The 26,130-nt window shown below is 73.5% G+C and carries 18 protein-coding genes; 11 read left to right on the forward strand and 7 right to left on the reverse strand.

Annotated elements, in window-relative coordinates:
* The first annotated feature begins 26 nt into the window (after positions 1 to 26).
* The 7 genes from Q0848_RS00490 (at position 27) to Q0848_RS00520 (ending at position 8,462) form a co-directional block, all read left to right on the forward strand.
* Positions 27 to 1,703 carry an ABC transporter substrate-binding protein gene (locus Q0848_RS00490; RefSeq protein ID WP_299033251.1) on the forward strand — a complete coding sequence of 559 codons (1,677 nt, stop codon included), beginning with the start codon at positions 27 to 29 and terminating at the stop codon, positions 1,701 to 1,703.
* Between the two features lie 171 nt (positions 1,704 to 1,874).
* The gene (locus Q0848_RS00495; protein WP_366146358.1) at positions 1,875 to 2,798 is read left to right on the forward strand and encodes an ABC transporter permease; all 924 of its coding nucleotides are present in this window, start codon (positions 1,875 to 1,877) and stop codon (positions 2,796 to 2,798) included.
* A complete protein-coding gene (locus Q0848_RS00500; protein WP_299033255.1) occupies positions 2,791 to 3,831 on the forward strand; it encodes an ABC transporter permease in 1,041 nt (346 codons plus the stop codon). The genes Q0848_RS00495 and Q0848_RS00500 overlap by 8 nt, the downstream gene beginning before the upstream one ends.
* Positions 3,828 to 4,928 (forward strand): ABC transporter ATP-binding protein, encoded by a 1,101-nt coding sequence (locus tag Q0848_RS00505; protein ID WP_299033258.1) that lies wholly within the window; start codon positions 3,828 to 3,830, stop codon positions 4,926 to 4,928. Before Q0848_RS00500 ends, Q0848_RS00505 begins: the two co-directional genes overlap by 4 nt.
* Positions 4,921 to 6,003, forward strand: coding sequence for an ABC transporter ATP-binding protein (locus Q0848_RS00510; protein WP_299033260.1), 1,083 nt, complete (start codon positions 4,921 to 4,923; stop codon positions 6,001 to 6,003). The genes Q0848_RS00505 and Q0848_RS00510 overlap by 8 nt, the downstream gene beginning before the upstream one ends.
* Positions 6,004 to 6,228: 225 nt before the next feature.
* A complete protein-coding gene (locus Q0848_RS00515) occupies positions 6,229 to 7,998 on the forward strand; it encodes a BCCT family transporter (RefSeq protein ID WP_299033264.1) in 1,770 nt (589 codons plus the stop codon).
* Between the two features lie 44 nt (positions 7,999 to 8,042).
* Complete coding sequence (locus tag Q0848_RS00520) at positions 8,043 to 8,462, forward strand: NUDIX domain-containing protein (RefSeq protein ID WP_366146359.1); 420 nt, start codon at positions 8,043 to 8,045, stop codon at positions 8,460 to 8,462.
* Between the two features lie 27 nt (positions 8,463 to 8,489).
* Here the strand turns inward: Q0848_RS00520 and Q0848_RS00525 are convergent, their stop codons facing one another.
* The 7 genes from Q0848_RS00525 to Q0848_RS00555 all read right to left on the reverse strand — a co-directional run bounded on the left by Q0848_RS00525 (position 8,490) and on the right by Q0848_RS00555 (position 21,715).
* Positions 8,490 to 9,533 carry a 3-hydroxyacyl-CoA dehydrogenase family protein gene (locus Q0848_RS00525; RefSeq protein ID WP_299033270.1) on the reverse strand — a complete coding sequence of 348 codons (1,044 nt, stop codon included), beginning with the start codon at positions 9,531 to 9,533 and terminating at the stop codon, positions 8,490 to 8,492.
* Positions 9,534 to 9,673: 140 nt separating this feature from the next.
* On the reverse strand, positions 9,674 to 11,038 hold the full coding sequence (locus Q0848_RS00530) for an MFS transporter (protein ID WP_299033273.1): 1,365 nt from the start codon (positions 11,036 to 11,038) through the stop codon (positions 9,674 to 9,676).
* 49 nt (positions 11,039 to 11,087) lie between these two features.
* Positions 11,088 to 12,533, reverse strand: a complete 1,446-nt coding sequence (locus Q0848_RS00535; RefSeq protein WP_299033276.1) for a rhamnulokinase family protein — start codon at positions 12,531 to 12,533, stop codon at positions 11,088 to 11,090.
* A 40-nt stretch (positions 12,534 to 12,573) separates the two neighbouring features.
* Positions 12,574 to 14,676, reverse strand: coding sequence for a bifunctional aldolase/short-chain dehydrogenase (locus Q0848_RS00540; RefSeq protein ID WP_366146341.1), 2,103 nt, complete (start codon positions 14,674 to 14,676; stop codon positions 12,574 to 12,576).
* The gene (gene rhaI / locus Q0848_RS00545) at positions 14,676 to 15,854 is read right to left on the reverse strand and encodes an L-rhamnose isomerase (RefSeq protein WP_299033282.1); all 1,179 of its coding nucleotides are present in this window, start codon (positions 15,852 to 15,854) and stop codon (positions 14,676 to 14,678) included. The genes Q0848_RS00540 and rhaI overlap by 1 nt, the downstream gene beginning before the upstream one ends.
* The gene (locus tag Q0848_RS00550) at positions 15,851 to 16,252 is read right to left on the reverse strand and encodes an L-rhamnose mutarotase (RefSeq protein WP_299033285.1); all 402 of its coding nucleotides are present in this window, start codon (positions 16,250 to 16,252) and stop codon (positions 15,851 to 15,853) included. Before Q0848_RS00550 ends, rhaI begins: the two co-directional genes overlap by 4 nt.
* 75 nt (positions 16,253 to 16,327) lie before the next feature.
* The gene (locus Q0848_RS00555; protein WP_299033287.1) at positions 16,328 to 21,715 is read right to left on the reverse strand and encodes a fibronectin type III domain-containing protein; all 5,388 of its coding nucleotides are present in this window, start codon (positions 21,713 to 21,715) and stop codon (positions 16,328 to 16,330) included.
* Between the two features lie 469 nt (positions 21,716 to 22,184).
* On the opposite strand from Q0848_RS00555, the gene Q0848_RS00560 reads away from it, so the two are divergent.
* From Q0848_RS00560 to Q0848_RS00575, 4 genes are all read left to right on the forward strand, one after another.
* Positions 22,185 to 23,468 (forward strand): ABC transporter substrate-binding protein, encoded by a 1,284-nt coding sequence (locus Q0848_RS00560; protein WP_299033290.1) that lies wholly within the window; start codon positions 22,185 to 22,187, stop codon positions 23,466 to 23,468.
* 88 nt (positions 23,469 to 23,556) lie between these two features.
* Positions 23,557 to 24,519, forward strand: a complete 963-nt coding sequence (locus tag Q0848_RS00565; RefSeq protein WP_299033293.1) for a carbohydrate ABC transporter permease — start codon at positions 23,557 to 23,559, stop codon at positions 24,517 to 24,519.
* The gene (locus Q0848_RS00570) at positions 24,516 to 25,451 is read left to right on the forward strand and encodes a carbohydrate ABC transporter permease (protein WP_299033294.1); all 936 of its coding nucleotides are present in this window, start codon (positions 24,516 to 24,518) and stop codon (positions 25,449 to 25,451) included. Before Q0848_RS00565 ends, Q0848_RS00570 begins: the two co-directional genes overlap by 4 nt.
* Complete coding sequence (locus Q0848_RS00575) at positions 25,448 to 26,125, forward strand: hypothetical protein (protein ID WP_299033297.1); 678 nt, start codon at positions 25,448 to 25,450, stop codon at positions 26,123 to 26,125. Before Q0848_RS00570 ends, Q0848_RS00575 begins: the two co-directional genes overlap by 4 nt.
* Positions 26,126 to 26,130: the final 5 nt, after the last annotated feature.

A 26,130-nucleotide genomic window follows, 5' to 3' on the forward strand; every position in this document is an offset into this window, starting at 1 on the left:
CCACCACACCCACGAGGAGGAACCACATGCGTGTCCCCACGCGGACCACGCGCGCCATGGCGGTCGCGATGGCTGGCGTCTTCGCCCTGAGCGCCTGCGGCGGCTCGGACGACGGCGGCTCGGGCGGCTCGGGCGGCTCCGGCGGCTCCGGCGGCGGCAGCGGCGACGGCACCTGGAGCATGTACATCGGCAACCCGGAGAACCCGATCGTCCCGGGCAACACCACGGAGTCCGAGGGCAGCCAGGTCGTCGACGGGCTCTGGACCGGCCTGGTGCAGTACGCCGAGGACGGCTCGGTCGAGTACACCGGCGTCGCCGAGTCCATCGAGTCCGAGGACAACGTCACCTGGACGGTCACCCTCAAGGACGGCTGGACCTTCCACGACGACACGCCCGTCACCGCCAGCAGCTTCGTCGACGCCTGGAACTACACGGCGCTGTCGACGAACGCCCAGGGCGGCTCGTACTTCTTCTCCAACATCGTCGGCTACGACGCCCTGCAGGGCGAGACGGACGACGAGGGCAACGTCGTGGCCGAGCCCTCGGCCACGGAGATGAGCGGCCTGACGGTCGTCGACGACCAGACCTTCACGGTCGAGCTGACCGAGCCGTTCTCGATCTTCCCGACCACGGTCGGGTACTCGGCGTTCTACCCCCTCTCGGAGGCCTTCCTGGCCGACCCCGAGACGATGGCGACCGACGTCCCCATCGGCAACGGCCCCTTCATGGCGACGACGCCCTTCGAGGACAGCGTCGGCTTCGAGACGACTCGCTTCGAGGACTACGCCGGGGAGAACCCCGCGCAGTCCGGCGGTGTGGAGTACCGGGTCTACACCGACGTCAACACCGCCTACGCCGACGTCCAGGCGGGCAACCTCGACGTGATCAACCCGATCCCGCCGGACGCCATCGCCACCGCGGAGGAGGAGTTCGGGGACCGCTTCGCCGAGGCCGAGTCGAGCTCGTTCACCTACGTCGGCTTCCCGACGTACGACGAGCGCTTCTCCGACCCGCGCGTGCGCCAGGCCTTCTCGATGGCCATCGACCGCCAGGCCATCACGGACGCCATCTTCCAGGGCACCCGCGTGCCGGCCGACGCCGCCGTGGCGCCGACGGTCGAGGGCTACCGCGAGGGCGCCTGCGAGTACTGCGCCCTCGACGTCGAGCGCGCCAACCAGCTGCTCGACGAGGCCGGCTTCGACCGCAGCCAGCCGGTCGAGCTGTGGTTCAACGCGGGCGCCGGCCACGACGCGTGGATGCAGGCCGTCGGCAACCAGTTCCGCGAGAACGTCGGCGTGGACTACCAGCTGCGCGGCGACCTCGAGTTCGCGCAGTACCTCCCCCTCGGCGACGAGCAGGGCTTCACCGGCCCGTTCCGCCTCGGCTGGGTCATGGACTACCCGAGCGCCCAGAACTACCTGCAGCCGCTGTACACGCAGGAGGCGCTGCCGCCGAACGGGTCGAACGCGACCTTCTACACCAACCCCGAGTTCGACGAGCAGCTCGCCCTGGGCAACCAGGCGGACAGCCCCGAGGACGCGGTGGAGTACTACAACGCGGCGGAGGACATCATCCTCGAGGACATGCCGATCGCGCCCATGTTCTTCGGCCTGTCGCAGTTCGTGTGGTCCGAGCGCGTCGGCGACGTGACCGTCGACGTGTTCACCCACGTCAACGCCGCGGACGTGACGGTCAGCGAGTGACGACGCGGTAGCGTCCCACCGCTCCACGAACGCGGGGTGCGGGTGCCCTCCTGGCGAGGGCGCCCGCACCCCGCGTGCGTGGGCCTGCCGGCCGTCGTCGTCACCCACGGGGCCGTCCGGCTGTTCCCCAGCGCCGACCACCCCGCCGGTGCCCGACCCGAGGAGAGACCCGTGGGCCGCTACGTCGCGCGCCGACTGCTCCTGACGATCCCCGTGCTCATCGGGGCCTCGTTCTTGATCTTCGCCATGGTGTACGCCCTGCCCGGCGACCCCATCCGGGCCCTGGCCGGGGACCGCCCGCTCCCGGCGTCCGTCCAAGCGGCTCTGACCGCCGAGTTCAACCTCGACGACCCCCTGCTCGTCCAGTACGCCAAGTACGTCGGGGGGCTCCTGCAGGGCGACTTCGGCACCGACTTCCGCGGTCGGCCGGTGCTCGACACCATCAGCCAGCGCCTGCCGGTGACCGTCACGCTGACGGCCGTCGCCATCTTCTTCGAGATCCTCATCGGCATCACGGCCGGGGTGCTCGCCGGTCTGCGCCGCGGCTCCTTCTTCGACAACCTGGTGCTCGTCTCCACGACGCTGGTCGTGTCGATCCCGGTGCTCGTGCTCGGCTTCGTCAGCCAGTACGTCCTCGGGGTGCGGCTGGGCTGGTTCCCCGTGGCCGGCATCACCCAGGGCCTCTACAGCTACCTGCTGCCGGGCTTCATCCTGGCGGCGACCTCGCTCGCCTACGTGACGCGCCTGACGCGCACGAGCCTCGCCGACAGCCTGCGGGCCGACTACGTGCGCACGGCGCGGGCCAAGGGCCTGGCGCCCCGCACCGTCGTCGTGCGCCACACGCTGCGCAACAGCCTCATCCCGGTCGTCACCTTCATCGGGGCCGACATCGGGGGGCTGCTGGGCGGCGCCATCATCACCGAGGCCGTCTTCAACATCCCGGGGCTCGGTCGCGCCGTGTTCGACGCGGTCAGCCAGCAGGAGGGGGCCGTGGTCGTGGGCATCATCACGCTGATGGTCTTCTTCTTCATCTTCTTCAACCTGGTCGTCGACGTCCTCTACGCCGTCCTCGACCCGAGGATCCGATATGAGTGACCGCGACCCCGTCGCCTCCGCCGTCGACCCGAAGCTGTCCAGGGACTCGCGGCACCCTCGGGACCCCGAGCAGCGGCACGACGAGGTGGAGGCCGGCACGACGACGGGCCTGGCCGCCCCCGACGTCGACCAGACCGACGGGAGCCAGACGTCGCTGTGGGGCGACGCCTGGCGCGAGCTGCGCCGACGGCCCTTCTTCTGGATCGGCGGCGTCCTCGCGCTGGTCTTCCTGACCATGGCGGTGTTCCCGGCCCTCTTCGCCGGCGGGGCCGACCCGCGCGCCTGCAGCCTCTCCAACTCGAACCTCCCGCCCTCGGCGGAGCACCTGTTCGGCTACGACCAGCAGGGGTGCGACTACCGCGCCACCGTGGTCTACGGCGCCCGCAACTCGCTGCTCATCGGCTTCACCGCCGTCGTCGGCGTCCTGGCGGTCGGCGTCGTGATCGGCGCCGTCGCCGGCTACTTCGGCGGGTGGGTGGACAGCCTGCTGGCGCGCATCGCCGACGTCTTCTACGCGCTGCCGCTCATCCTCGGCGCCCTGGTGCTCCTGCGCGTCGGTCCGGAGATGCGCGTCTTCGGGCAGCCCATCCCGATCATCTCCGAGCGCGGCCCGGGAGCCATCGCGATCGCCCTCACCATCTTCGGGTGGATGACGGCGATGCGCCTGGTGCGCTCGCAGGTCATCGCGATCAAGAGCTCGGACTACGTGGCCGCGGCGCGCGCGCTGGGGGCGGGGAGCTTCCGCATCCTCACTCGCCACATCCTGCCCAACGCCGTGGCCCCGGTGCTCGTCTACGCGACCATCACCGTGGGCGCGCTCATCGCGGCCGAGGCGGCGCTGACCTACCTCGGCGTCGGGCTCCAGCAGCCCGCCTTCTCGTGGGGTCTGCAGATCAGCGCCGGCCAGAACCTGCTGCGCACGGCGCCGCACCTGGTGCTCATCCCGAGCGCCGTCCTGTCCCTGACCGTGATGGGCTTCATCATGATGGGCGACGCCCTGCGCGACGCCCTCGACCCGAGGCAGCGCTCATGACCCCGTCCACCTCCGGCGCGCACCCCGCCGGCACCCCGGCCGACAGCGGCACCACGAGCCGCACCGACGCCGCAGCCCGTGCGACGGCGACCCCCGACACGGGGGTCCCCGTGCTCGAGGTCGAGGACCTGCGCGTGGAGTTCCGCACCCGCGGGCCCGTGGTCAACGCCGTCAACGGCGTGAGCTACTCGATCGCGCCCGGCGAGACGATGGCGATCCTGGGGGAGTCGGGCTGCGGCAAGTCCGTCTCCGCCCAGGCGATCATGGGGATCCTCGACACCCCGCCGGCGGTCATCAGCGGGGCCATCCGCTTCGAGGGTCGCGACATGCTCGCGATGGGGGCCGAGGACCAGCGCAAGATCCGCGGGCCCGGCGTCTCGATGATCTTCCAGGACGCCCTCTCGGCGCTGAACCCCGTCTACAGCGTCGGGTACCAGATCGGCGAGATGTTCCGGGCGCACCGCGGCACCTCCAAGAAGGAGGCGCGGGAGAGGGCCGTCGAGCTCATGGACCGGGTGCGCATCCCGGCGGCGCGCCAGCGCGTCGACGACTACCCGCACCAGTTCTCGGGCGGCATGCGCCAGCGCGTCATGATCGCCATGGCGCTCGCGCTGGACCCGAAGGTGCTCATCGCCGACGAGCCGACGACGGCCCTCGACGTCACGGTGCAGGCCCAGGTCATGGACCTGCTCAAGGACCTGCAGCGCGACACCGGCATGGGCCTGATCCTCATCACCCACGACCTGGGGGTGGTGAACGAGGTCGCCGACCGCGTCTCCGTCATGTACGCCGGGAAGGTCGTCGAGACCGGGACGACCGACGACGTCTTCACGCGGCCGGCGCACCCCTACACGCGCGGGCTGATGTCCTCCATCCCGCTGCTGGAGGACAAGGGCCACCGGCTCAACCCCATCGTCGGCGCGCCCCCGAGCCTCGCGGCGATCCCGCCGGGCTGCTCCTTCCACCTGCGCTGCCCGATGGCGCGGCGCGGCGCGGACGGGCGCCCCGACTGCGCCGCCGACGTGCCGCCGCTGCGCGAGGTCGTCGTGGGCCGTCGCTCGGCGTGCCACTACAGCGAGGAGCTCCTCCATGGCTGACGTCCAGACCCGCCCCGAGCGCCGGACCAGCGAGGCCCGGCGCGCCTGGGAGGCCAGCGGCGACCCGCTGCTGGAGATCCGCGGGCTGCAGAAGCACTTCCCCCTCCAGCAGGGCATCGTCTTCAAGAAGACGGTCGGGCACGTGCGCGCCGTCGACGGCGTCGACCTGACGGTGGGCCGCGCCGAGACGGTGGGCCTCGTCGGGGAGTCCGGCTGCGGCAAGAGCACGGTGTCCAAGCTGCTCGTGGCGCTGGAGCGGCCCACCGCGGGGGAGATCGTCTACAAGGGCGAGGACGTGTCCCGGATGCGCGGCAGCGCGCTGAAGGCCTACCGCCGCGAGGTCCAGATGATCTTCCAGGACCCGTACTCGTCGCTGAACCCGCGCATGACCGCGGGCGACATCGTGGCCGAGGGCTGGGCCGTCCACCCCGACGTCGCCCCGAGGAAGGGGCGGGACCGCCGGATCCGCGACCTGCTGGACCGCGTGGGCCTGAACGCCGACTACGCCAACCGCTACCCCCACCAGTTCTCCGGCGGCCAGCGCCAGCGCATCGGCATCGCGCGGGCCCTGGCGATGAGCCCCGAGCTCATCGTCTGCGACGAGCCCGTCTCCGCGCTCGACGTCTCGGTCCAGGCCCAGGTGATGAACCTCCTCGAGGACCTGCAGAAGGACCTGGGGCTGTCCTACCTGTTCATCGCCCACGACCTGTCGGTGGTGCGGCACATCTCCCACCGCGTCAACGTCATGTACCTCGGGCGCATCGTGGAGACGGGCACGGACGGCGACGTGTACGGGCACCCCTCGCACCCGTACACCCAGGCGCTGCTGTCCTCGGTGCCGGTGCACGAGCCGGCGCTGCGGGGCAAGGGCGACCGGATCCTGCTGACCGGTGACGTGCCCAGCCCGGCGAACCCGCCGTCGGGCTGCCGCTTCCGGACCCGCTGCTGGAAGGCGCAGGACGTGTGCGCCGAGCAGGACCCGGAGCTGCGCGACCGCGGGCAGGGGCACCCGTCGGCGTGCCACTTCGCCGAGGACCACCAGGTCGTGCCGACCGTCGAGGGCTCCGCCGGCTGACCCGACGCGCACCGCGACGGCCGGTCCCGCACCGCGGGGCCGGCCGTCGCACGTCCGGGGGCGGTCGGTCACGGTCCGGCCTCGTTCTGCCGTGATGGGGGCTCGTGGTTGGCCACGCGGTGACCGGCAGTGCTATCACGGTCGACGGACATGCGCCGCGCACCGCTGCTCGGCGTTCGCAGACCGGACGCGGTGGAGCTCCCGCCGCGGAGGAGGAGCACGCGCATGAGCAGCACGACCGAGAAGGTGCCGGTGGGCGGGCCGCCGCCGAACCCCCCGACGCCGCAGGACGCCGGCGCAGGTCGCTTCGGCATCGCCCCGTGGGTGTTCTGGCCGGCGCTGGGGATCATCGTCACCTTCGTCACCTTCACCCTCGTCTTCCCGGAGGCGGCGGGAGCCGCCTTCGGGGCCGTCCAGTCGCGCATCATCGGCGGCCTGGGCTGGTACTACGTCCTGCTGATCGCCTCGTTCGTCGTGTTCTCCATCTGGGTCGGGGCGGGGCGCTTCGGCTCCATCCGCCTGGGCCGGGACGACGACGAGCCGGAGTTCAGCCTCCCGGCCTGGTTCGCCATGCTGTTCGCGACCGGCATGGGCATCGGTCTCGTGTTCTGGGGCGTCGCCGAGCCGCTCAACCACTTCGCCTCGCCGAAGCCGGGCGTCTCCGGCAACGACGTCGAGCTCGCCCAGCAGGCGATGACGCAGACGTACATCCACTGGGGCGTCCACGCCTGGGCGATCTACGTCGTGGCCGGCCTCGGCATCGCGTACGCGGTCCACCGGCGCGGCCGCCCGGTCTCGATCCGCTGGGCGCTCGAGCCGCTGCTCGGGAACCGGGTGCGCGGCTGGCTCGGCAACGTCATCGACGTGGTGGCCATCGTCGGCACCATCTTCGGCGTCGCGACCTCCCTCGGCCTCGGCGTGCTGCAGATCGGCGCGGGCTTCGAGTTCATGGGGATCGCCGACAACGGCAGGACCCTGCAGGTCGTCCTCATCGTCGTCATCTCGCTCATCGCGATGGTCTCGGTCGTCTCCGGCGTCGGCAAGGGCATCAAGTGGCTGTCCAACGGCAACATGGTCCTCGCCGGCGTGGTGCTGCTGGCCGCGCTGCTGGCGGGGCCGACCCTGTTCCTCCTCCGGGAGTTCGTGCAGTCGATCGGCCTGTACCTGCAGAACGTGCTCCGGCTGACCTTCGACGTCTCGGCCTTCCAGGGCCAGGAGGGCCAGGACTGGCAGGCGGGGTGGACGACGTACTACTGGGGCTGGTGGATGTCGTGGGCCCCCTTCGTGGGCGTCTTCATCGCCCGCATCTCCAAGGGGCGGACCGTCCGCGAGTTCGTGGCCGGCGTCCTCCTCGTCCCGACCACCGTCACGTTCCTCTGGTTCTCGGTCCTCGGCGGGACGGCCCTCTACGAGGAGCTGTTCGGCGGTGGCGGCTACGTGGCGGCCGACGGCTCGGTGGACACCGAGAGCAGCCTCTTCACGCTGCTGTCGGGCATCCCCGGCGGCGCCATCTGGGCCGTGGCCGGCATCCTGCTCATCACGATCTTCTTCGTGACGTCCTCGGACTCCGGGTCGCTCGTGGTCACCATGCTCGCCACCGGCGGCGACCCCGACCCGGCCCGCTGGAACCGGATCGTCTGGGCGCTCATGTCCGGGGCCGTGGCCATCGGGCTGCTGCTCACGGACGGTCTGGCGGCCCTGCAGACCGGGGCCATCGTCACGGCCCTGCCCTTCAGCTTCGTCCTCATCGGGATCATGCTGTCGCTCGTCAAGGCCTTCAAGCGCGAGCTCGAGGTGCGCCGCCGGCTGATGCGCCAGGTCGAGCGCCGCGAGCTGGCGGCGGAGGCGTCCGAGCACGTCTTCGGCCAGCTCGAGGAGTACCCGCTCGACGACTACGAGCGGGGCTTCTCGGCCGGCGGCCGGCGCAACGGCCGCGCCGCGGGCGGTGACGTCAAGGTGCTCCGCCGCCGGGGTCGCCGCGAGGGCCCGAAGTAGGCCCCTCCTGCGACGCACGAGGTCGGGGACGGCGCGTGAGGGCCGTGGGGCCGGTGCTCGTGGTCGCCGCCGCGCTGGTGGACGACCTGGCCCGGCCGACGACGCTGCTCGCGGCCCGCCGCAGCGCGCCGTCGTCGCTGGCTGGGGGGTGGGAGCTCCCGGGCGGCAAGGTGGACGCCGGCGAGGAGCCGGTGGCCGCGCTGCGCCGGGAGCTGGCCGAGGAGCTGGGGGTCCGGGTCGAGCTGGGCTCCCGCCTGGTCTCGGCCGAGCCGGACGGCGACTGGCCGCTCGCCCCCGGGCTGCGGATGCGCGTCTGGACGGCTCGCGTCGTCGAGGGGCAGCCCGCGCCGCTGGAGGACCACGACGTGCTTCGCGTCCTGCCGGGCCGGCGCTGGCGGGACGTCGCCTGGCTCCCCGGCGACGTCCCGCCGGTCGAGGCGCTGGCCCGGTCCGCGGGCTGGTAGCCCGCGGACCGGTCAGGGGACTGGCTCTCAGGCCCGCGGGGTCTCGGGCGTCTGGCCGTCCGGGCGCGGCGGCGCGTCGTCGCGCTGGGGCAGCTCGGCCATGCCGGCCTTGGCGAGCGGCGAGGGGCCGAGCTCGTCGAGCAGCTGCTGCATGCGGTGGTAGGCGCGGTCCCGGTAGGCGATGAGCTCGTCGAGCTGCTCCGGGCCGAGGTCGTAGAAGCCCCCGCCGTTCTTCGTGCCGTGCCGACCGGCGTCGACGACGTCGGTGAGCAGGCGCGGGGCCGCCAGGCGGTCGCCGAAGCCCTCCTGGAGCGTGCCGAAGCCGCGCACGTACGTGTCCAGCCCCGCCATGTCGGCGATGGCGAAGGGCCCGAAGAAGGGCAGCCGGAAGCCGAACGTCGTGCTGACGACCGTGTCGACGTCCTGCGGGGTCGCCACGCCCTCCTCGACGACGGCCATGGCCTCCTTGAGCAGCACGAACTGCAGGCGGTTCAGGACGAAGCCGGGCACGTCGGCGACCTGGGCGCTGCGCCGGCCCATGCGGGCGAGCAGCTCCTCGACGGCCTGCACGACGGCCGGGTCGGTGTGCTCGCCGCTGACCAGCTCCACGCCCGGGATGAAGGGCGCCGGGTTGGAGAAGTGGACGGTGAGGAAGCGGCTCTTGTCCCGCACCGCCTGGGAGAGCACCTTCACCGGGATCGTCGAGGTGTTGGTGCCGATGATCGCGTCGGGCCGAGCGGCGGCGTCGACCTGGCGGAGCACGTCCAGCTTCAGGTCGGGGACCTCGGGCACGGCCTCCTCGACGAGGTCCACGTCGGCGACCGCCTCCGCGAGCGACGCCCTCGGGTGCAGGTTCGCCTCGACGGCGTCCGCGGCCCCGGCCGGGTAGAGGCCGGCGGCCTCGAACGTGCGCGCCTCGCGGAGGAGGCGCTCGTGGTTGCGCTGGGTGGCCTCGGCGTCGGCGTCGGCGAGCTGCACGGGCACGCCGGCGATCGCCAGGGACTGCGCGATGCCTCCGCCCATGTAACCGGTGCCCACGACGGCGGCGCTCTCGATGCGTGTGACGGCCACGGCGTTCCTCCTCGGGTCGGTGGCCGGGGCGACGTCGCCCCGGCCGGGTCCGCCCAGTCTGTCGGCCCCGGCGGCCGGCGGCCCTCGGGCGTCGCGCCGGACTGGTGCGCCACCGGCTGGGAGTGCGGCGGACGCCCGCGTCAGGAGCCGCCCGCCACCTCCTCGACCCGCGGCGGCTCGGTGCCGGGGTGGAGCCCGCGGGAGCGCATGTGCCGCACGAGCACGAGCCCGAGGGCCAGGGCCACGAGGACGCACACGACGAGGAAGGCGAGCAGCGCCGGGAGCCGGTCCTGGATGAGCGTCGGGGTGGCGAGGGCGAAGAACCCGACGGCGAAGCGTCCGACGGCGAGCGTCAGGCCCTGGACGGTCGAGCGCGCCTCGACCGGGAGGCTCTCCCGCGTCCACACCTTGTAGATGGCCTCGCCCGCGGCGTTGTTGCCGAGCTGGTACAGGGCGATCGCGACGACGTAGACGGCGAGGACGCCCGCGCCGAAGCCCAGCAGCACCATCGCGACGGCCTGGACCGAGAGGCCGACGACGAGCACGGGCGTGCGCCACCGGGTGTCCATGAGGCGCACCACCAGCAGGGACGCGATGACGCCGAGGGGGATGACGGCGGCCCCGACGCCGGTGGCCGTCGTCTGGCTGGCGCCGGCCGCCTCGATGAGGAAGTAGGGCTGGAACTGCCCGAAGGTGTTGGCCACGAGGTTCCAGGCGACGTAGAAGCCCATCGTCAGCAGCAGGGGCACGAGCATCGCCCGCGTCGTGAGGATGGTGCGCAGGGGCAGCCCGCCGCGGGTGCGCCGCGGCCGGTCGCCCCGGCCCTCGCCCCGGGTGGGCTGGTGCGAGCGGGCCTCCTCCGCGTCCGCCTCCAGCGAGCGCAGGGAGGGGGAGTAGCGGCGCACCAGGAAGGTGACGACCGCGAGGACGGCCAGCTCCCCGAAGACGAGGCGGATGCCGAGCAGGCCGAGGCCGGAGAGGGCGAACCCGAGGACCTGCGTGACGGCGATGCCGATCACCCACATGACCTGCGTGACGCTGACGAGGCGTCCCTGGGCGCGGGCGGGCGAGCGCTCGGACACCACGGCGATGGAGGTGGGCAGGTCCGCGCCCGCGGCCAGCCCCGCGACGACGACGCCCGCGAAGAGGACCTCCGCGGACGGCGAGAGCGCCATGGCCGCCATGCCGACGGCGTACACGAGGATGTAGACGGTGAAGGCGCGCAGCCGGCCGACGAGGTCGGCGACGCGCCCGCCCAGCAGGGCGCCGACGCCGATGCTGAAGGTCAGCGTCGCGCTGAGCGCGCCCAGGCCCCACGCCCCGAGGCCGTACTCCTCGCCGATCAGCGCGAGGCCGACACCCAGCGCCACGATGACCGAGGCGTCGAGGAAGGACGCCATGCCCGCCGCCACGGCGAGCGACCAGTGGCGGCGGTCGGGCTCGCCACCGCTGAAGAGCGGCGCCACGTCGGTCGTGCTGCCGGCGTCCTCGTCGGTGCGGTCCACAGGGATCTCCTGACCTCGCGTGGTGGGTGTCCCCGGGCTCGGGGTCGGCTCAGCTCGTCGCCGGCTCGTACCGGCGGAGCCGGTGCGTGCCGCGGACCAGCGCGCGCAGGTCCTCGAGGGACCCGGTGACCGTCCCGGTGGCGCGGGCCTGCACGAGGACGTTGCCGAGCGCGGTCGCCTCGACGGGCCCGGCGAGGACGGGACGCCCGCACGCGTCGGCGGTGAGCTGGCACAGCAGCGTGTTCCGGGCGCCGCCGCCGACCACGTGGACGACGTCGACGTCGCGGCCCGAGAGGCGCACGGCGTCCTCGACGGCCCGGGCGAAGGCCCCGGCCAGGCTGTCGAGGACGCAGCGCACCACGGCGGCGCGCTCGACCGGGGAGGGCTGCCCGGTGGCCTCGCACGCCCGCTGGACGCGCCCGACCATGGGCCCCGGCGGCAGGAACGACGGGTCGTCCACGTCCACCACGGGACCGCCCGGCGGCAGGTCCCCGGCGGCGGCGAGCAGCCGGCCCAGGTCGGCGTCGCCGCCGTCGCCGCGCCACTCCTCCAGGCAGCACTGCAGGACCCACAGGCCCATGACGTTGTGCAGGTACCGCACGCGCCCGTCGACGCCGCGCTCGTTGGTGAAGCCCGCGGCGAGGCTCTCGGGGGCGAGGACCGGGTCCTCGAGCTCGACCCCCACCAGCCCCCAGGTGCCGCAGGCGATGTAGGCGAACCGCTCGTCGGTGGCCGGCACGGCCACGACGGCGGAGGCGGTGTCGTGGCTCCCGACGGCGACCAGCTCGGTGCCGCGCAGGCGCGTGCGGTCCACGACGGCCGGCAGCAGCGGGCCGAGCCGCGCCCCGGCGTCGACGACGTCGGGCAGGAGCGCCGGCGAGACGCCCGCCAGCTCGAGCAGGTCCTGCGCCCACCGGCCGGTGCGCACGTCGGCGAGGCCCGTGGTGGAGGCGTTGGTCGACTCCGCGACGCGCTGGCCGGAGAGCCAGAACCCCAGCAGGTCCGGCAGCAGGAGCAGCTGCTCCGCCCGCTCGAGCAGGGGGCCGTCGGCCTCCGCGACGAGCTGGTAGATCGTCGTGAACGGCAGGTGCTGCAGCCCGTTGCGGGCGTAGAGGTCGTCGGCCGCCAGTCGCTGGTGCACGCGCTCGGCGACGCCGTCGGTGCGGGGGTCGCGGTAGGAGCGGGGGTTGGCGAGGAGCCCGCCGCCGCCATCCAGCAGGGCGTAGTCCACCGCCCACGTGTCGACGGCGACGCTGCTCACACCGTCGGGACCGGCGCGGTGGGCGGCGTCGGCGAGGCCCGCCAGCGCGTCCTGCCAGAGGCCGAGGACGTCCCAGTGCAGGCGGCCGCTTCGGCCGTCCGGGCCCGCCGCCACCTCGACGGCGCCGTTGCGGAAGCGCGCGACCTCCGTCAGCTGCAGCCGGTCGGGGGCGACGTCGCCGAGCATCACGCGCCCGCTGGAGGCACCCAGGTCGACGGCCGCGTGCAGGCTCACGGCGCCCCTCCCGCCGGGTCCGGGGTCGGTGCCGGGCCCGTCACCGCAGGAACGCCGCGGCGACGCCGGAGTCCACCGGCACGTGCAGGCCCGTGGTCCGCGAGAGCTCGCCGCCGGTGAGGACGAAGACGGCGTCGGCCACGTGCTCGGGCAGCACCTCGCGCTTGAGCAGCGTCCGCTGGGCGTAGAAGGCGCCCAGCTCCTCCTCGGGGATGCCGTAGGTCTTCGCGCGCTGGGCGCCCCACCCGCCGGCGAAGATGCCGGAGCCCCGCACGACGCCGTCGGGGTTGACGCCGTTCACCTTGATCCCGTGCTCGCCGAGCTCGGCGGCCAGCAGGCGCACCTGGTGGGCCTGGTCGGCCTTCACGGCCGAGTAGGCGATGTTGTTCGGGCCCGCGAAGACGCTGTTCTTGCTGGAGATGTAGACGACGTCGCCGCCCATGCCCTGGGCGATGAGCACGCGGGCGCACGCCTGGGAGACCAGGAAGCTGCCCTTGGCCATGACGTCGTGCTGCAGGTCCCAGTCGCGCTCCGTCGTCTCCAGCAGCGGCTTGGAGATCGACAGGCCCGCGTTGTTGACGACGAGGTCGAGCCCGCCGAAGGCCAGGACGGCGTCGCGGACGGCCGCGGCCACCGCGGCCGGGTCGGACACGTCGGCCGCGACGCCGACGGCGACGTCGGTCCCCTTCGCCCCGGCGATGCCCGCGGCGGCCTCCTGGGCCTTCGCGAGGTCGAGGTCGGCGACGACGACGCACGCGCCCTCGGCGGCCAGCCTCGTGGCGATCGCCTTCCCGATGCCCGAGGCCGCGCCGGTCACGAGGGCGACGCGCGTGGCCAGCGGCTTCGGCCGCGGCCGGCGGGCCAGCTTGGCCTCCTCCAGCGCCCAGTACTCGATGCGGAACTTCTCCGCCTCGTCGATGGGCGCGTACGTGCTCACCGTCTCGGCACCGCGCATGACGCCGATCGCGTTGCGGTAGAACTCGCCCGCCACGCGGGCCGTCTGCTTGTCCGCGCCGTAGGTGAACATGCCGACGCCGGGGACGAGGACGACGGCGGGGTCGGCGCCGCGCATCGCCGGGCTGCCCGGCACGGCGTGCCGCTCGTAGTAGGCCGTGTACTCCGCGCGGTAGGCCTCGTGCAGCGCGGGCAGCCGCTCGAGCACCTCCTCGAGGGGGGCGGTGGCGGGCAGGTCCAGCACGAGGGGGCGGACCTTGGTGCGCAGGAAGTGGTCCGGGCAGGACGTGCCGAGCGCCGCCAGGCGGGGGTGCTCGGAGCGCGCGAGGAAGTCGAGCACCGCGGGGGAGTCGTCGTAGTGGCCGACCTGGGGGGCGTCCGTGGACGCCAGCCCGCGCAGCACCGGCGCCAGGGCGGCGGCGCGCTCGCGGCGCTCGGCCTCGGGCAGGGGGGCGTGCCCGGCCAGCTCCTCGCCGAAGGGGTGGGTGCCGCTGGCGGCCTCGCGCTCGGCGAGGAAGGACTCCGCGGTGCGGACGATCTCGAGCGAGCGCTCCTGGCACTCCTCGCTGGTGGCGCCCCAGGCGGTGATGCCGTGGCCGCCGAGCACGCAGCCGATCGCCCGGGGGTTCGCCCGCGCCACCTCGGCGATGTCCAGGCCGAGCTGGAAGCCCGGGCGCCGCCACGGCACCCACGCGACGCGGTCGCCGAAGACCTCGCGGACCAGGGCCTCGCCGTCCGCGGCCGTCGCCAGCGCGATGCCCGCGTCGGGGTGCAGGTGGTCGACGTGCGCCGCCTCGACGAGCCCGTGCATGGCCGTGTCGATCGAGGGCGCCGCCCCGCCTCGCCCGTGCAGGCAGTAGTCGAAGGCCGCGACCATCTCGTCCTCGCGCTCCACGCCGGGGTAGACGTCGACGAGCGCGCGCATCCGGTCCAGGCGCAGGACGGCGAGGCCGTCGGCGGTGAGGGTGCCGAGGTCGCCCCCGGAGCCCTTCACCCACAGCAGCTCGACCTCGCGGCCGGTCGCCGGGTCGACGTCGACGCCTTTCGCGGACGTGTTGCCGCCCGCGTAGTTGGTCGTGGTGGGGTCGGCGCCGAGGGCGTTGGAGCGGGCGACGAGGTCGGCGACGGGGGTGCTCACGGGGGTCTCCTGGGAGGTCGGCGTCGGAGGGCTCGGGGGAGGGGTGCTCATCAGGCGCCCCACCCGGCCTGGGTGCCGCCCACGCGCTCGGCGGCGACCCGCTCGGCGTACCCGGAGGCCGCGAAGGCGCGGTAGGGGTCGGCGGGCAGCCCGCGGCTCTCGCGCAGCTCGGCGAGCAGGGGCCGGACGTCGGTGCTGTAGGCGTCCATGAGCAGGCCGTTCGCGGCGAGCACGTCACCGGCGCGCTGGGCCTGCCCGAGCGCCTCGCGGTCGACCAGCAGGGCCTTGGCGGTGGCCTCCTGCACGTTCATGACCGACCGGATCTGCCCGGGGATCTTCTCCTCGATGTTGTGGCACTGGTCGAGCATGAAGTTGACGCCCGAGTCGGGGCGCAGGGCGTCGCCGCCGACGATCTCGTGCATGATCCGGAACAGCTGGAACGGGTCGGCGGCGCCGACGATGAGGTCGTCGTCGCCGTAGAAGCGCGAGTTGAAGTCGAAGGCGCCGAGCCGGCCCGCCCGCAGCAGCTGGGCGACGATGAACTCGATGTTCGTCCCCGGCGCGTGGTGGCCGGTGTCCAGCACCACCATCGCCTGCTCGCCGAGCGCCAGGCAGTGCAGCAGCGAGGTGCCCCAGTCGGGGATGTCCATCGCGTAGAAGTACGGCTCGTAGAACTTGTACTCCAGCACGATGCGCATGTCGGCGTCGAGACCGGCGTAGACCTCGGCGAGGGACTCCGCGAGGCGGTCCTGGCGGCCGCGCAGGTCGTCCTGGCCCGGGTAGTTGGTGCCGTCCGGCAGCCAGATCTTGAGGTCCTTCGAGCCCGTGGCCCGCATCACGTCGAGGCACTGCAGGTGGTGCTGCACGGCCTTGCGGCGGATCGCGGGGTCGGCGTTGGTCAGCGACCCGAGCTTGTAGTCGTCGTCCTGGAAGACGTTGGAGTTGATCGTCCCCAGCTGCACGCCCTCGTCGGCGGCGTGGGCCGCCAGCGCCCCGAAGTCGTCGACGAGGTCCCACGGGATGTGCAGCGAGACCCGGGGCGCGGCGCCGGTGTGGCGGTGCACCTGCGCGGCGTCGCTGACCTTCTCGAAGGGGTCGCGCGGGACGCCCTTCGTCGGGAAGACCTTGAAGCGCGTCCCCGCGTTGCCGAAGGCCCAGCTCGGGAGCTCGATGCTCTGCTGGGCGAGGGCGTCGAGGGCGTGCTGGCGGCGCTGGTCGGACGTGGTCATCGGGGGCCTCCGGCAGGGGCGGTCGGGAGAGCGCCGGGCCCGGGCGGGACGGCGGCGGGCGGGACGGCTGCGCGCTGGGCGTCGAGGTCGAACACGCACTCCAGGCGGACGGTCCCGGTGTCGGGGCGCCCGCCGGGGAGGTCGGCGAAGAAGGGGGCCATCTCGGCCTGCCACCGGGCGTTGACCTCGGTGGCGTCCATGGCCGCCTGGGCGGCGTCGAGGTCGTCGGCGACGACCGTGCCGACGAGGAGCCCGTCGCCGCGCAGGAAGAGCCGGTAGTCGCGCCAGCCGGAGGCGGCGAGCGCCTCGAGCATCTCGGGCCAGACCTCGGCGTGGCGGCGGGTGTACTCCTCGAGCCGGTCGGGGCGGACCTGCAGGGTGAAGCAGTACTGGGGCATCGTCGCTCCTGGTGCCTGAAACGTTCCACGGAGAGTGTCTCGGAGGCTAGTGCCGGCCGGTGGGGCGGGAGCGGCTCAGCCGCCGGTGACGACGACCCGCGTCGTGACGACCAGGCCGGACACCCGGCCCGTGGCGACGACCTCGGCCGAGCCCGTCGAGGTGCGCGGGTGGACCACGGCGGTCACCTCGCCCCGGCCCTCGGCGTCGGTCCGGACGCGGGCGAGGCGCCGGCCGTCGAGGACGACGTCCACGGCCTCCCGGGGGGCGAAGCCGCTGACGGACACGGTGGTCCGCCCGCCGGCGACCACCCCGCCCGCGAGGACCAGCTGCGGCCCCGCCTCGACGAGCTCGCCCGGCCCCGGGTCCTCCCCGGTGTAGGCGATGCTCGGCGCCGGCGGCGCCTCCATCCCCGCCCCGAGGAAGTAGGAGGTGTGCGGCGGCTGGTTGTAGCTGGTGTTCTGCCACGCCACCGCCAGGCGGTAGGTCGGGTCGGACATCAGGGTGCGGAGCCGGTGCTCCGTGACGTCGGTGGTCGTGTGGACCCGCAGCGCCGAGGAGTCCTCGAGCCGCGTGACGACCTCCTCGCGCCAGTCGCCGAAGAGGTCGGCCTGGATCGCCGGGGTGCCCTTCGTGCCGTTGGCCGTGAGCGTCCCGGAGGCCCGGTAGACCTCGACCTCCTCCTGCGCCTCCCAGTCCCACTTCGCGATGGTGGGGACGCCGGCGCCGCGGTCGGCGTCGTAGTCGTGGTCGGTGATCTCCCGCAGGAGGTCCCCGTCCCACCAGGTGAGGAAGTTGGCCGCGGGGATCGAGGTGGACAGCAGCTCGCCGTCCGCCGAGCGCATCTCGCCGACGCGGGAGTTCCAGGCCGCGTCACCGCCGACGGCCCAGCCCTCCGCCCCCTCGTGCCGGGGGTCGACGTCGCCCATCGCCGCGCGGCCGGTGTCGCGCGTGGCCGGGATCGACCAGATGATCTCGCCCGTCGCCGCGTCCCGGAACGTCGCGCCGCGCTGCCCCGAGGCGCCCATGTCCTCGTGCGCGGCGAAGACCTCGAGCCCGGGACGGCCCGGGGCGAAGTCCGAGACGTGCAGGGCGTCGCCGTGGCCCAGCCGCGTGTTGTAGAGCGGCGTGCCGTCGTCGTCGAGGGTCAGGGAGCCGAAGACGACCTCGTCCTTCTGGTCGCCGTCGACGTCGGCCACCGCGAGCTGGTGGTTGCCCTGGCCGCGGTACTGCGAGCCCGCCTGGTCGGTGTCGAAGACCCACCGCTGCGTGAGCTCCGCGCCGTCGAAGTCGTACGCGGCGACGACCGCCCGCGTGTAGTAGCCGCGGCTGAAGATGACGCTCGGCCGCTCGCCGTCGAGGTAGGCGGTGCCCGCCAGGAAGCGGTCGACGCGGTTGCCGTAGCCGTCGCCCCAGGCGCCCACGTCACCGCGCGGCGGCGTGTAGTCGACGGTGTCCACGGCGGCGCCGGTGGCCCCGTCGAAGACGGTCAGGTACTCGGGGCCCGTGAGCACGTACCCGCCGGAGTTGCGGAAGTCCGCGCTCGCGTCGCCGATGACCCGGCCCTGGCCGTCGACGGTGGCGTCGGCGGTCTTCATGGTGACCTCGGCGCGCCCGTCGCCGTCCAGGTCGTAGACCTGGAACTGCGTGTAGTGGGCGCCGGCGCGGATGTTGCGCCCCAGGTCGATGCGCCACAGGCGCGTGCCGTCCACCTCGTAGGCGTCCACGTAGACCGGGCCCGTGTAGCCCGCCCGGGAGTTGTCCTTGGCGTTGGACGGGTCCCACTTCAGGACGACCTCGAGCTCGCCGTCGCCGTCCAGGTCCGCCACCGAGGCGTCGTTCGCCGCGTAGGTGTAGGGCTGCCCGGCCTCGTCGACGCCGTCCGCCGGCTTGTCCAGCGGGATGTCCAGCGTCTGGTCGTCCCAGACCGAGAAGTCCTCGGTCGCCCAGCGCTCGACGCCCTCGACCACCGCGCTCACGCGGTAGGTCGAGCCCGTCCCGCCGTCGGCGTCGAGCAGGTTCGTGCTGCCGGTGAGCGGCTCGTCGGTGACGCGCTCGCCGTCGCGGTAGACGTGGAAGGCGACGGACTCCGGGTCCAGGCCCAGCATCCGCCAGCCGACGTACGCGCCGCCGTCGACGGCCACGGCGACGGGGGAGCGGTCGAGGCGCTCGGCCTGGCGCTCGAGGACGGTCGGGGCCTCGGTGAGGAGGACCTCCGAGCGCTCCGAGGTGCCCCCGGCGTTCACGGCGGCCACCGCGTAGCGGTAGGGCACCGTGGTGAGGACGTCGGTGTCGGTGAAGGTCGGCCCGTCCGCGCGGCCGACCAGCGCCAGCTCGCCGTCGGCCCCGGGGGCGCCCTCGGCGCCCTCGGCCCGGTAGACGAGGTAGTACCCGGCGCCCTCGGAGGGGGCCCAGGTCAGGGTGAGCTCGCGGGCCTGGAGGTCGGTCACCGCGAGGCCGGTGGGCACCGGCGCGGTGGCGACGTCGTCGTCCACCGTCGTCACGAGGACGTCCTCGGTCGGCACCGACTCGGTGCCCGCGGCGTCCAGGGCGACGACGCGGTAGGCGTACTCGAGCCCGACGGCGGCGGTGGTGTCGACGTAGGAGGTCTCCTGGACGTCGGCCAGGGCCTCGGCCTCCGCGGCCCCCGGCGCCTGGCGGTAGACGCGGTAGCCGGCGGCCTCGGGCACGCCGGCCCACGACAGGGGCACGGCGACGCCGCTGCCCTCCACGTCGACGTCGCCCGCCGCGAGGGCGGTCGGCGCCAGCAGCAGCGCGGTGACCTCCACCCCGTTGAGCCGGGAGGACGAGCCCGTCATGACGAGGTTGATCTGCCCGTCGACCACGTCGACCGGCTGGCTGATCTTCTTGCTGACCGCTCCGCGGCCGGCGTTGGAGGACCCGTAGGCGCGGCCCTCGATCTGCACCTCGGAGCGGCTCGTGCCGATCCAGTCGCCGTTGTAGGTCGTCACGGCGTAGGTGCCGCGGGGCACGTCGATCGCGAGCTCGTGCACCGGCGCGGGCAGCAGGAAGTCGCGCTCGACGTCGTCCGGGGCCTCGGGGAAGTCGGTGCCGCGGTCGCGGCCCGCGATGGCCGGCTCCAGCGAGAGCCAGCCGAAGCCGCGCTCCGGGGTGTAGGCGGTGGTCTCGTCGAGCGCCGTCCAGCCCTCGGCGAGCGGGTCGCCCTGGCGCTGGACGTCCAGGCGCAGGAGGGCGGCGCGGGTGGTGACGCGCACGGCCGCCGACGGCCGGGACTCGCCGCGGCCGTTGACGGCCACGACGCGCAGGTCGTACGAGGCGCCCTCCGCCAGGCCCGTGACCGCGGCCCGCGCCACGGTGGAGGTGGTGGCGAGCACGTAGTCGGCGTCGGGCGCCCCGGCGTCCTTGCGCTCGACCTGGTAGATGTCGGCGCCCTCGACGGGCTCCCACGTCAGCACGGTCCCCGAGCTGGACACCGAGCCGGCGACGACGCCGGTCGGGGCGGCCGGGACCTGCGCGGGGGGCTCGGCCTCCACGACCTCCTGCGCCAGGGGGATGTCGAGGCGGGCGACGTCCGCGGCGACCAGGCGCGCCATCTGCACGGCGCCGTAGTCCTGGAAGTGGGTGTCGTCCTGCGTGCCGTTCGGGCGGTTCGGGTAGACGCCCGCCGGGACCCAGAGGAAGACCGACTTGGCGCGCTCGGGGCCGATCTCGGTGAGGAGCGCGCGGCTGGAGGCCGAGAGGTCCACCAGCGGGGCGCCGGTCTCCGCGGCCAGCTCCCTGACGGCCTCGACGTACGCGGGGAAGGAGACGTTCGCCGTGCCGTCGGCGGCGAAGGAGCGCCGGGAGACGGGCGTCACGAGGATCGGCGTCGCGCCGCGCTGGCGGGCGCCGTCGACGAAGGTGCGCAGGTACTCCCGGTAGTCGGCCGGGGCCGCGAAGCGGTCGTCGACGCCGTAGGAGTTGTCGTTGTGGCCGAACTGCGCGAACAGGTAGTCGCCCGGCCGCACGTCCAGGAGCACGTCGTCGAGCCGGCCCTGGCTGATGAAGTTCTTCGAGCTGCGCCCGCCGATGGCCCTGTTGACGACGCTGACGTCGTCGGTCAGGTACCGGTCGAGCATCTGGCCCCAGCCGGCCTGGGGGGTGTAGTCGTCGGTGTAGGTCTGTACCGTCGAGTCGCCGGTGATCCAGGCGGTGGGCTCGGCGCCCGCCTCGCGGGGCGCCTGCGGCGTGATCGTGAGAGCGGCGAGCTTCGGCGCCGTCCCGCCGACGTCGACGTTCAGCTGGCCGTCCACGAGGGCGATGTCGAAGGACATCTCGAGGAGCTCGCCGGCGGGCAGGGCGGTGGGCAGGACCTTCGCCATCTGCTCCACCTCCATCGACAGGTCGCTGGACTCCACCGTGTCGCCGGCGACGAGGTCGACGGTGTAGTCGCCCGGCGGGAGGTCGACGACGAGCTCGGTGGCGCCCAGGGTGAGGAAGTCCCCGCGCAGCGGGTCGTCGCCGCCGCGGTCGGTCGCGCTGGCCGCGCGCGGGTCCACGAGGCCGTAGCGCTGGTCGGCGGAGTAGGCGGTGGAGGCGTCCACGCGCACCGCGCCCTCGGCCAGCTCGCCGCTGCCGAGGTCGAGGACCAGGGGCCCCTCGAGCGCGGGGGCGGGGGTGGTGAGCGAGGAGGCGGCGGCCTGCGAGGGGACCGACACCTCGCCGGCGGCGTCGACCGCGCGCGCCCGGTAGTAGTGGACCGCGGTGGTGTCCACGCCCCGGTCGGTCGTGAAGACGTCGCGGCCCTCGACGCGGGCGACCTCGGTGTAAGGGCCGGCGACGGCGGCGGCGCGCTCGAGCACGTAGCCGGCGGCGCCGGGCACCTCGTCCCAGCGGACCACGACGGCGTCGTCGGTGACGCGCGCCATCCGCACGTCCTGGGGCGCGGGCAGCAGCGAGGCGGCCGGGTCCTCGGGGTCGACCTCGACCTCGGTGACCTGGATGCCGTTCACGTAGCCGCCGGCGCCCGCGCCGGTGACGTCGACGGTCAGCTGTCCGTCCTCGACCACCGTGCGCCAGGTCTCCTCGGAGACCGACTGGCGGGCCGACACGCTGCCGACGGGGGCGCCCTCCAGGGAGATCGAGGTCCGCGTCGAGCTGGTGCCCGGCAGCACGTCGCCGGAGAGGACGCGGACGTCGTAGGCGCCGTCCGGGACGTCGACGGCGAAGCCCCAGGCGGTGCCCAGGACGAAGTCCTCGGCGACCGGACCCGTGTCGGTGCCGGTGCGGTGGCGCGAGATCGGGCTGACGTCGCCCGCCGGCACGATGCCGTAGCCGGCCTCCGCCGAGTAGCGGTTCGACTCCGGCACGCCCGTCCAGCCGTCGGCGACGGGGCTGGAGGCGGTGCCGAGGTCGAAGGACCAGCTCGTGGGCGCGGGCGCGGCGCCCGTGGCCAGCGCCGGCGCGCCCAGGGCGGTCAGGGCCCCGGCCGTCACCGCGGCCACGGCGGCGCGGCTGCGGCGGCGCCCGTGCGCAGCGGACCGGACGAGGGGAGCGGGCGGCGGGGGAGCAGCGGAGGTCGGGGGGCGGGAGGGGAGCACGGCACCACACCTTCTGTCTCGTCGTCGAGAGGAGGTCGCAGGACCTGGGCCGGTCGCGCCGCCGCCTCCCCGAGGGGGGTGGCGGACGGCCGCGCACGACGGCGCAGCGGCGACCCAGTGCCCGGAACGATGATGGAGAGCGCTTTCCTCGTCAAGGGGCGATGTGGGGCGAATCGACCACCGGTGCGGACGGACGGGTGGTGGGGGTCCGCGGTGCCGCGGTGCCGCGAGGGCCGGGGGTGCCGGGTCGGGGCGCGAGTGGCTGGAGCCCGAGAAGACCTACCGCACAGGTGGTTGACGGCCCCCGCGAGCACCCCTACAGTCGGAATGCGCTTTCCACCTGAGCAGAGAGGCTCCAGTGATGAAACGATGCATGCGGATCGCCGCAGTCTTGACCGCGGCGGCGCTCACGACCACCGCCTGCGGGAGCTCCGGGTCCGGTGACGGCGGTGAGGACGGCGGTGACGTCAACCTCACGATGACGTGGTGGGGCAACGACGACCGCGCCCAGCGGTACAACGAGGCCATCGAGGCCTACGAGGCCGAGAACCCGGGCGTGAGCGTCACGACGTCCTTCGTCGACTACCCGAACTACTGGCCGGCCCGCGCCACCGAGGCCGCGGGGCGGTCGCTGCCCGACGTCATGCAGATGGACGTGTCCTACCTCCGCCAGTTCGCCTCCAACGGGCAGCTGCTCGACTTCGCCGAGGTCGAGGGCGACGGCGTCGACCTGAGCGGGCTGCCGGACCCGCTGATCCCCTCGGGGCAGGTGGAGGGCGCCCAGTACGGCATCCCGGTCGCCACCAACGCCTTCACCCTCTTCACCGACGCCGCGGGCCTCGCGCAGGTCGGGGTCGAGCTGCCGGAGAACCCGACCTGGGAGGAGTACCACGACTTCCTGCGCGAGGTGGCCACCGCCGGCGGCACGACCGAGGACGGCCAGCCCGTGTACGGCGCCGGCGACTACACCGGCGTCTTCTGGATGTTCATCCACTGGCTCAACCAGCAGGGCATCGAGGCCTTCACCGAGGACGGCGAGCTCGGCTTCACCCAGGACGACCTCGAGACCTGGCTGTCCTCGGTCGACGACCTGCGCGCCGAGGGTCTGCTCATCCCGCCCGCGCGCATCAACCAGCTGTCGCCGCTGTCGCCCTTCGACGCGGGGGAGACGACGAGCGAGATGACGTGGGACAACTTCGCCGCCGGCTACGCGACGAACAACCCCGACGTGGAGCTGGAGCTGCAGCCCATCCCGTCCGACGACCCGGAGAACCCGGGCCTGTTCCTCAAGCCGTCGATGCTGTTCAGCATCGGGGCCAACACGGACCACCCGGAGGAGGCGGCGGCGCTCATCGACTACCTCGTCAACGACCCGGAGGTCGGTGACGTCTTCGGGACGTCGCAGGGGCTGCGCGCCTCCAGCTTCCAGCGGGACGCCATGACGATGGAGGGCCTCGACGCCGAGGTGGCCGCCTACGAGGAGTCCATCGAGCCCCTCCTCGTCGACTCGCCGCCCCCGCCGGTGGAGGGCTTCGGGACGATCGAGGCCCGCCTCCTGGAGATCACCGAGAACATCAACTACGGCACCGTCTCCGTCGAGGACGCCGCCGCGCAGTGGTACAGCGAGGCCGAGCAGACGCTGGCCGACAACCAGTAGCACCCCGCCGGGGCGCACGGGCTGGTGCCCGTGCGCCCCGGCGCCACCGCACGGACGGAGATCACAGGGCTGGAGAGGGGATGGGTCGATGACGACGGTCACCCAGGCGGTGCGCGAGCGCGAGCAGGGGCGCGACGTGCAGGAGCCGAGGGCGCCGCGCTCGCGCCGGCGCCGGGCGGAGGACGTGGCGGGCTACAGCTTCCTGCTTCCCTGGCTCCTGGGGTTCTTCCTGCTGACGGCGGGCCCGATGCTCGCCTCGCTGTACCTGTCCTTCACGCGCTACGACCTCTTCAACGCGCCGCAGTGGGTCGGGCTGGACAACTTCCGCGAGCTGTTCTCCGACCCGCGGTACCGCGACTCCGTCCGGGTCACCACGGTCTTCGCCGTGGTGGGCGTGCCCATCAAGCTCGCCGCCTCGCTCGCGGTCGCCATGCTGCTCAACGCGGCGCTGGGGGCGAAGGGCTTCTACCGCTCGGCGTTCTACCTGCCCTCCCTGGTGGGCGCGAGCGTCTCGATCGCCATCGTGTGGCGGGCGATGTTCAACGACGGCGGCATCGTCGACCAGATCTCGCAGGGCGTCGGCGGCGAGGCGGGGGGCTGGATCGGAGACCCCACCCGCACGATGCCGATGTTCATCCTGCTGGCGGTGTGGCAGTTCGGCGCTCCCATGGTGATCTTCCTCGCCGGGCTCAAGCAGGTGCCGGCCGAGCTCTACGAGGCCGCCTCGGTGGACGGCGCCGGACCGCTGCGCCGGTTCCTCTCCATCACCCTGCCGATGCTGAGCCCGGTGATCTTCTTCAACCTGCTGCTCGAGACGATCAACGCGTTCCAGGTCTTCGCCTCGGCCTACATCATCTCGAACGGGACCGGCGGGCCGGCGAACTCGACGCTCTTCTACACCTTGTACCTCTACCGGCGCGGCTTCGAGGACTTCGAGATGGGCTACGCCTCCGCGATGGCGTGGTTGCTCGTCCTCGTCGTCGGAGCCATCACCTTCGTCTTCTTCAAGACCTCGAAGTCCTGGGTGCACTACAGCGGGGAGACGCGATGACGCGCACGACGGCCGAGCCGGGCACGCGGACGGTCGACGAGAGCGCACGGACCCCCGAGCAGCACGCGACCGCCCGGCGGTCCGCGCGCCGCTCGCGGGACCGCCGGCACAAGCTGGTCTTCCACCTGGTCACGGGTGCCCTCGTGGTGGTCGTGCTCTACCCGGCCGTGTGGATGCTCGTCTCCTCGTTCCGACCGTCGGCCCAGATCATCGGAAACGTCAGCATCGTCCCGACGGAGGTGACGCTGGACAACTTCGTGGCGGCCTTCAACGGGATCGGCGGGGTGTCCTTCTGGACGTTCTTCATGAACTCCACGATCCTCGCCGTGGGCTCGGTCGTGGGCATCGCCCTCTCCAGCGCCGTGAGCGCGTACGCGCTGGCGCGCATCGACTTCCGCGGCCGCCGGGTGTGGTTCGGGCTGATGATCGCGACCCTCCTGCTACCGGTCCACGTGATCATCATCCCGCAGTACATCGTGTTCAACAACCTCGGCCTGGTGAACACCTACTGGCCGCTGCTGATCGGGAAGTTCCTCGCCACCGAGGCGTTCTTCGTCTTCCTCATGGTGCAGTTCATGCGGAACCTGCCGCGCGAGCTCGACGAGGCGGCGCGCATCGACGGGGCGGGCCACCTGCGGATCTTCGGCTCGATCATGCTGCCGCTGATGAAGCCCGCGCTCGTCACCTCCTCGATCTTCGCCTTCATCTGGTCGTGGAACGACTTCCTCGGTCCGCTGCTCTACCTGAAGGACCCGAACCTGTACTCGCTGCCCATCGCGCTGCGGCTCTACGTCGACCAGACGACGGGGGCGGCGAACTTCGGGCCCCAGATGGCGACGGCCGTGCTCGCCCTCGTGCCGGTGCTGATCTTCTTCATCATCTTCCAGCGGTACATCGTCGAGGGCGTCGCCACCCAGGGCCTCAAGGGATGAGCGCGGCCGCCGTCGCCCGACGCCGCGACCGCGGCGCCGGGCGCGGCGCGTCGGGCCGGGCGACGAACCGCGACGCGAGCCGCAGCCCGCTCACCGCGCTGGGGCTCCTCGGCGAGGTCGTCGTCGTGGGCGTCGCCGTGGCCCTGCTCACCGTGCCCCTCGTGACGGCGCTGCCCGCCGCGGCGGCGGGGGGCGAGCACCTGCGGGCGCACGCCCGGGGGGAGCGCGACGACGTGCGCTCCCTGCTCGCCCGCCTGCGGCGGGCCTGCCGGCGGCCCTGGGGGGTCCCGGTCGCGGCCGGGGCGCTCCTGCTGGTCCTCGTGGTCGACGGCGGCATCGTCCTCCTCGCGCCCGCCGGCCCCCCGGTGCCGGCGCTCGCCGGGCTCGGTGCCGGGGCGCTGCTCCTCGTCGTGCTGCTGCGGGCGGCCGCCGCCTGGTCGCCCACGGCCTCCGACGTCGCGGGCCCCCCGTGGCGGCGCCTGGTGGCCGCCGCCGCCGCGCGCTCCCTCGACGACCTGAGCGGCTCGGCGCTGCTGCTGCTGGCGCTCGGCCTCGCCGGCGTCCTCGTGTGGATGCTGCCCCTGTTCGCCCTGCTCGTCGGGGGCCTCGTCGTCCTCGCCGCCGTCGCCGTGGAGCAGCGCGCCGACGCCCGGGCGCGGGCCGGCGGCGCCTGACGCCC

The organism is uncultured Pseudokineococcus sp. (assembly GCF_947495735.1).
GTDB lineage: Bacteria > Actinomycetota > Actinomycetes > Actinomycetales > Quadrisphaeraceae > Pseudokineococcus.

Bases quoted from the DNA above. Each gene is read 5' to 3' on its own strand.
- Q0848_RS00490 (WP_299033251.1), top strand. From the start codon at position 27: ATGCGTGTCCCCACGCGGACCACGCGCGCCATGGCGGTCGCGATGGCT.
- Q0848_RS00500 (WP_299033255.1), top strand. From the start codon at position 2,791: ATGAGTGACCGCGACCCCGTCGCCTCCGCCGTCGACCCGAAGCTGTCC.
- Q0848_RS00505 (WP_299033258.1), top strand. From the start codon at position 3,828: ATGACCCCGTCCACCTCCGGCGCGCACCCCGCCGGCACCCCGGCCGAC.
- Q0848_RS00510 (WP_299033260.1), top strand. From the start codon at position 4,921: ATGGCTGACGTCCAGACCCGCCCCGAGCGCCGGACCAGCGAGGCCCGG.
- Q0848_RS00515 (WP_299033264.1), top strand. From the start codon at position 6,229: ATGAGCAGCACGACCGAGAAGGTGCCGGTGGGCGGGCCGCCGCCGAAC.
- Q0848_RS00540 (WP_366146341.1), bottom strand. From the start codon at position 14,676: ATGAGCACCCCTCCCCCGAGCCCTCCGACGCCGACCTCCCAGGAGACC.
- rhaI (WP_299033282.1), bottom strand. From the start codon at position 15,854: ATGACCACGTCCGACCAGCGCCGCCAGCACGCCCTCGACGCCCTCGCC.
- Q0848_RS00550 (WP_299033285.1), bottom strand. From the start codon at position 16,252: ATGCCCCAGTACTGCTTCACCCTGCAGGTCCGCCCCGACCGGCTCGAG.
- Q0848_RS00560 (WP_299033290.1), top strand. From the start codon at position 22,185: ATGCGGATCGCCGCAGTCTTGACCGCGGCGGCGCTCACGACCACCGCC.
- Q0848_RS00565 (WP_299033293.1), top strand. From the start codon at position 23,557: ATGACGACGGTCACCCAGGCGGTGCGCGAGCGCGAGCAGGGGCGCGAC.
- Q0848_RS00570 (WP_299033294.1), top strand. From the start codon at position 24,516: ATGACGCGCACGACGGCCGAGCCGGGCACGCGGACGGTCGACGAGAGC.
- Q0848_RS00575 (WP_299033297.1), top strand. From the start codon at position 25,448: ATGAGCGCGGCCGCCGTCGCCCGACGCCGCGACCGCGGCGCCGGGCGC.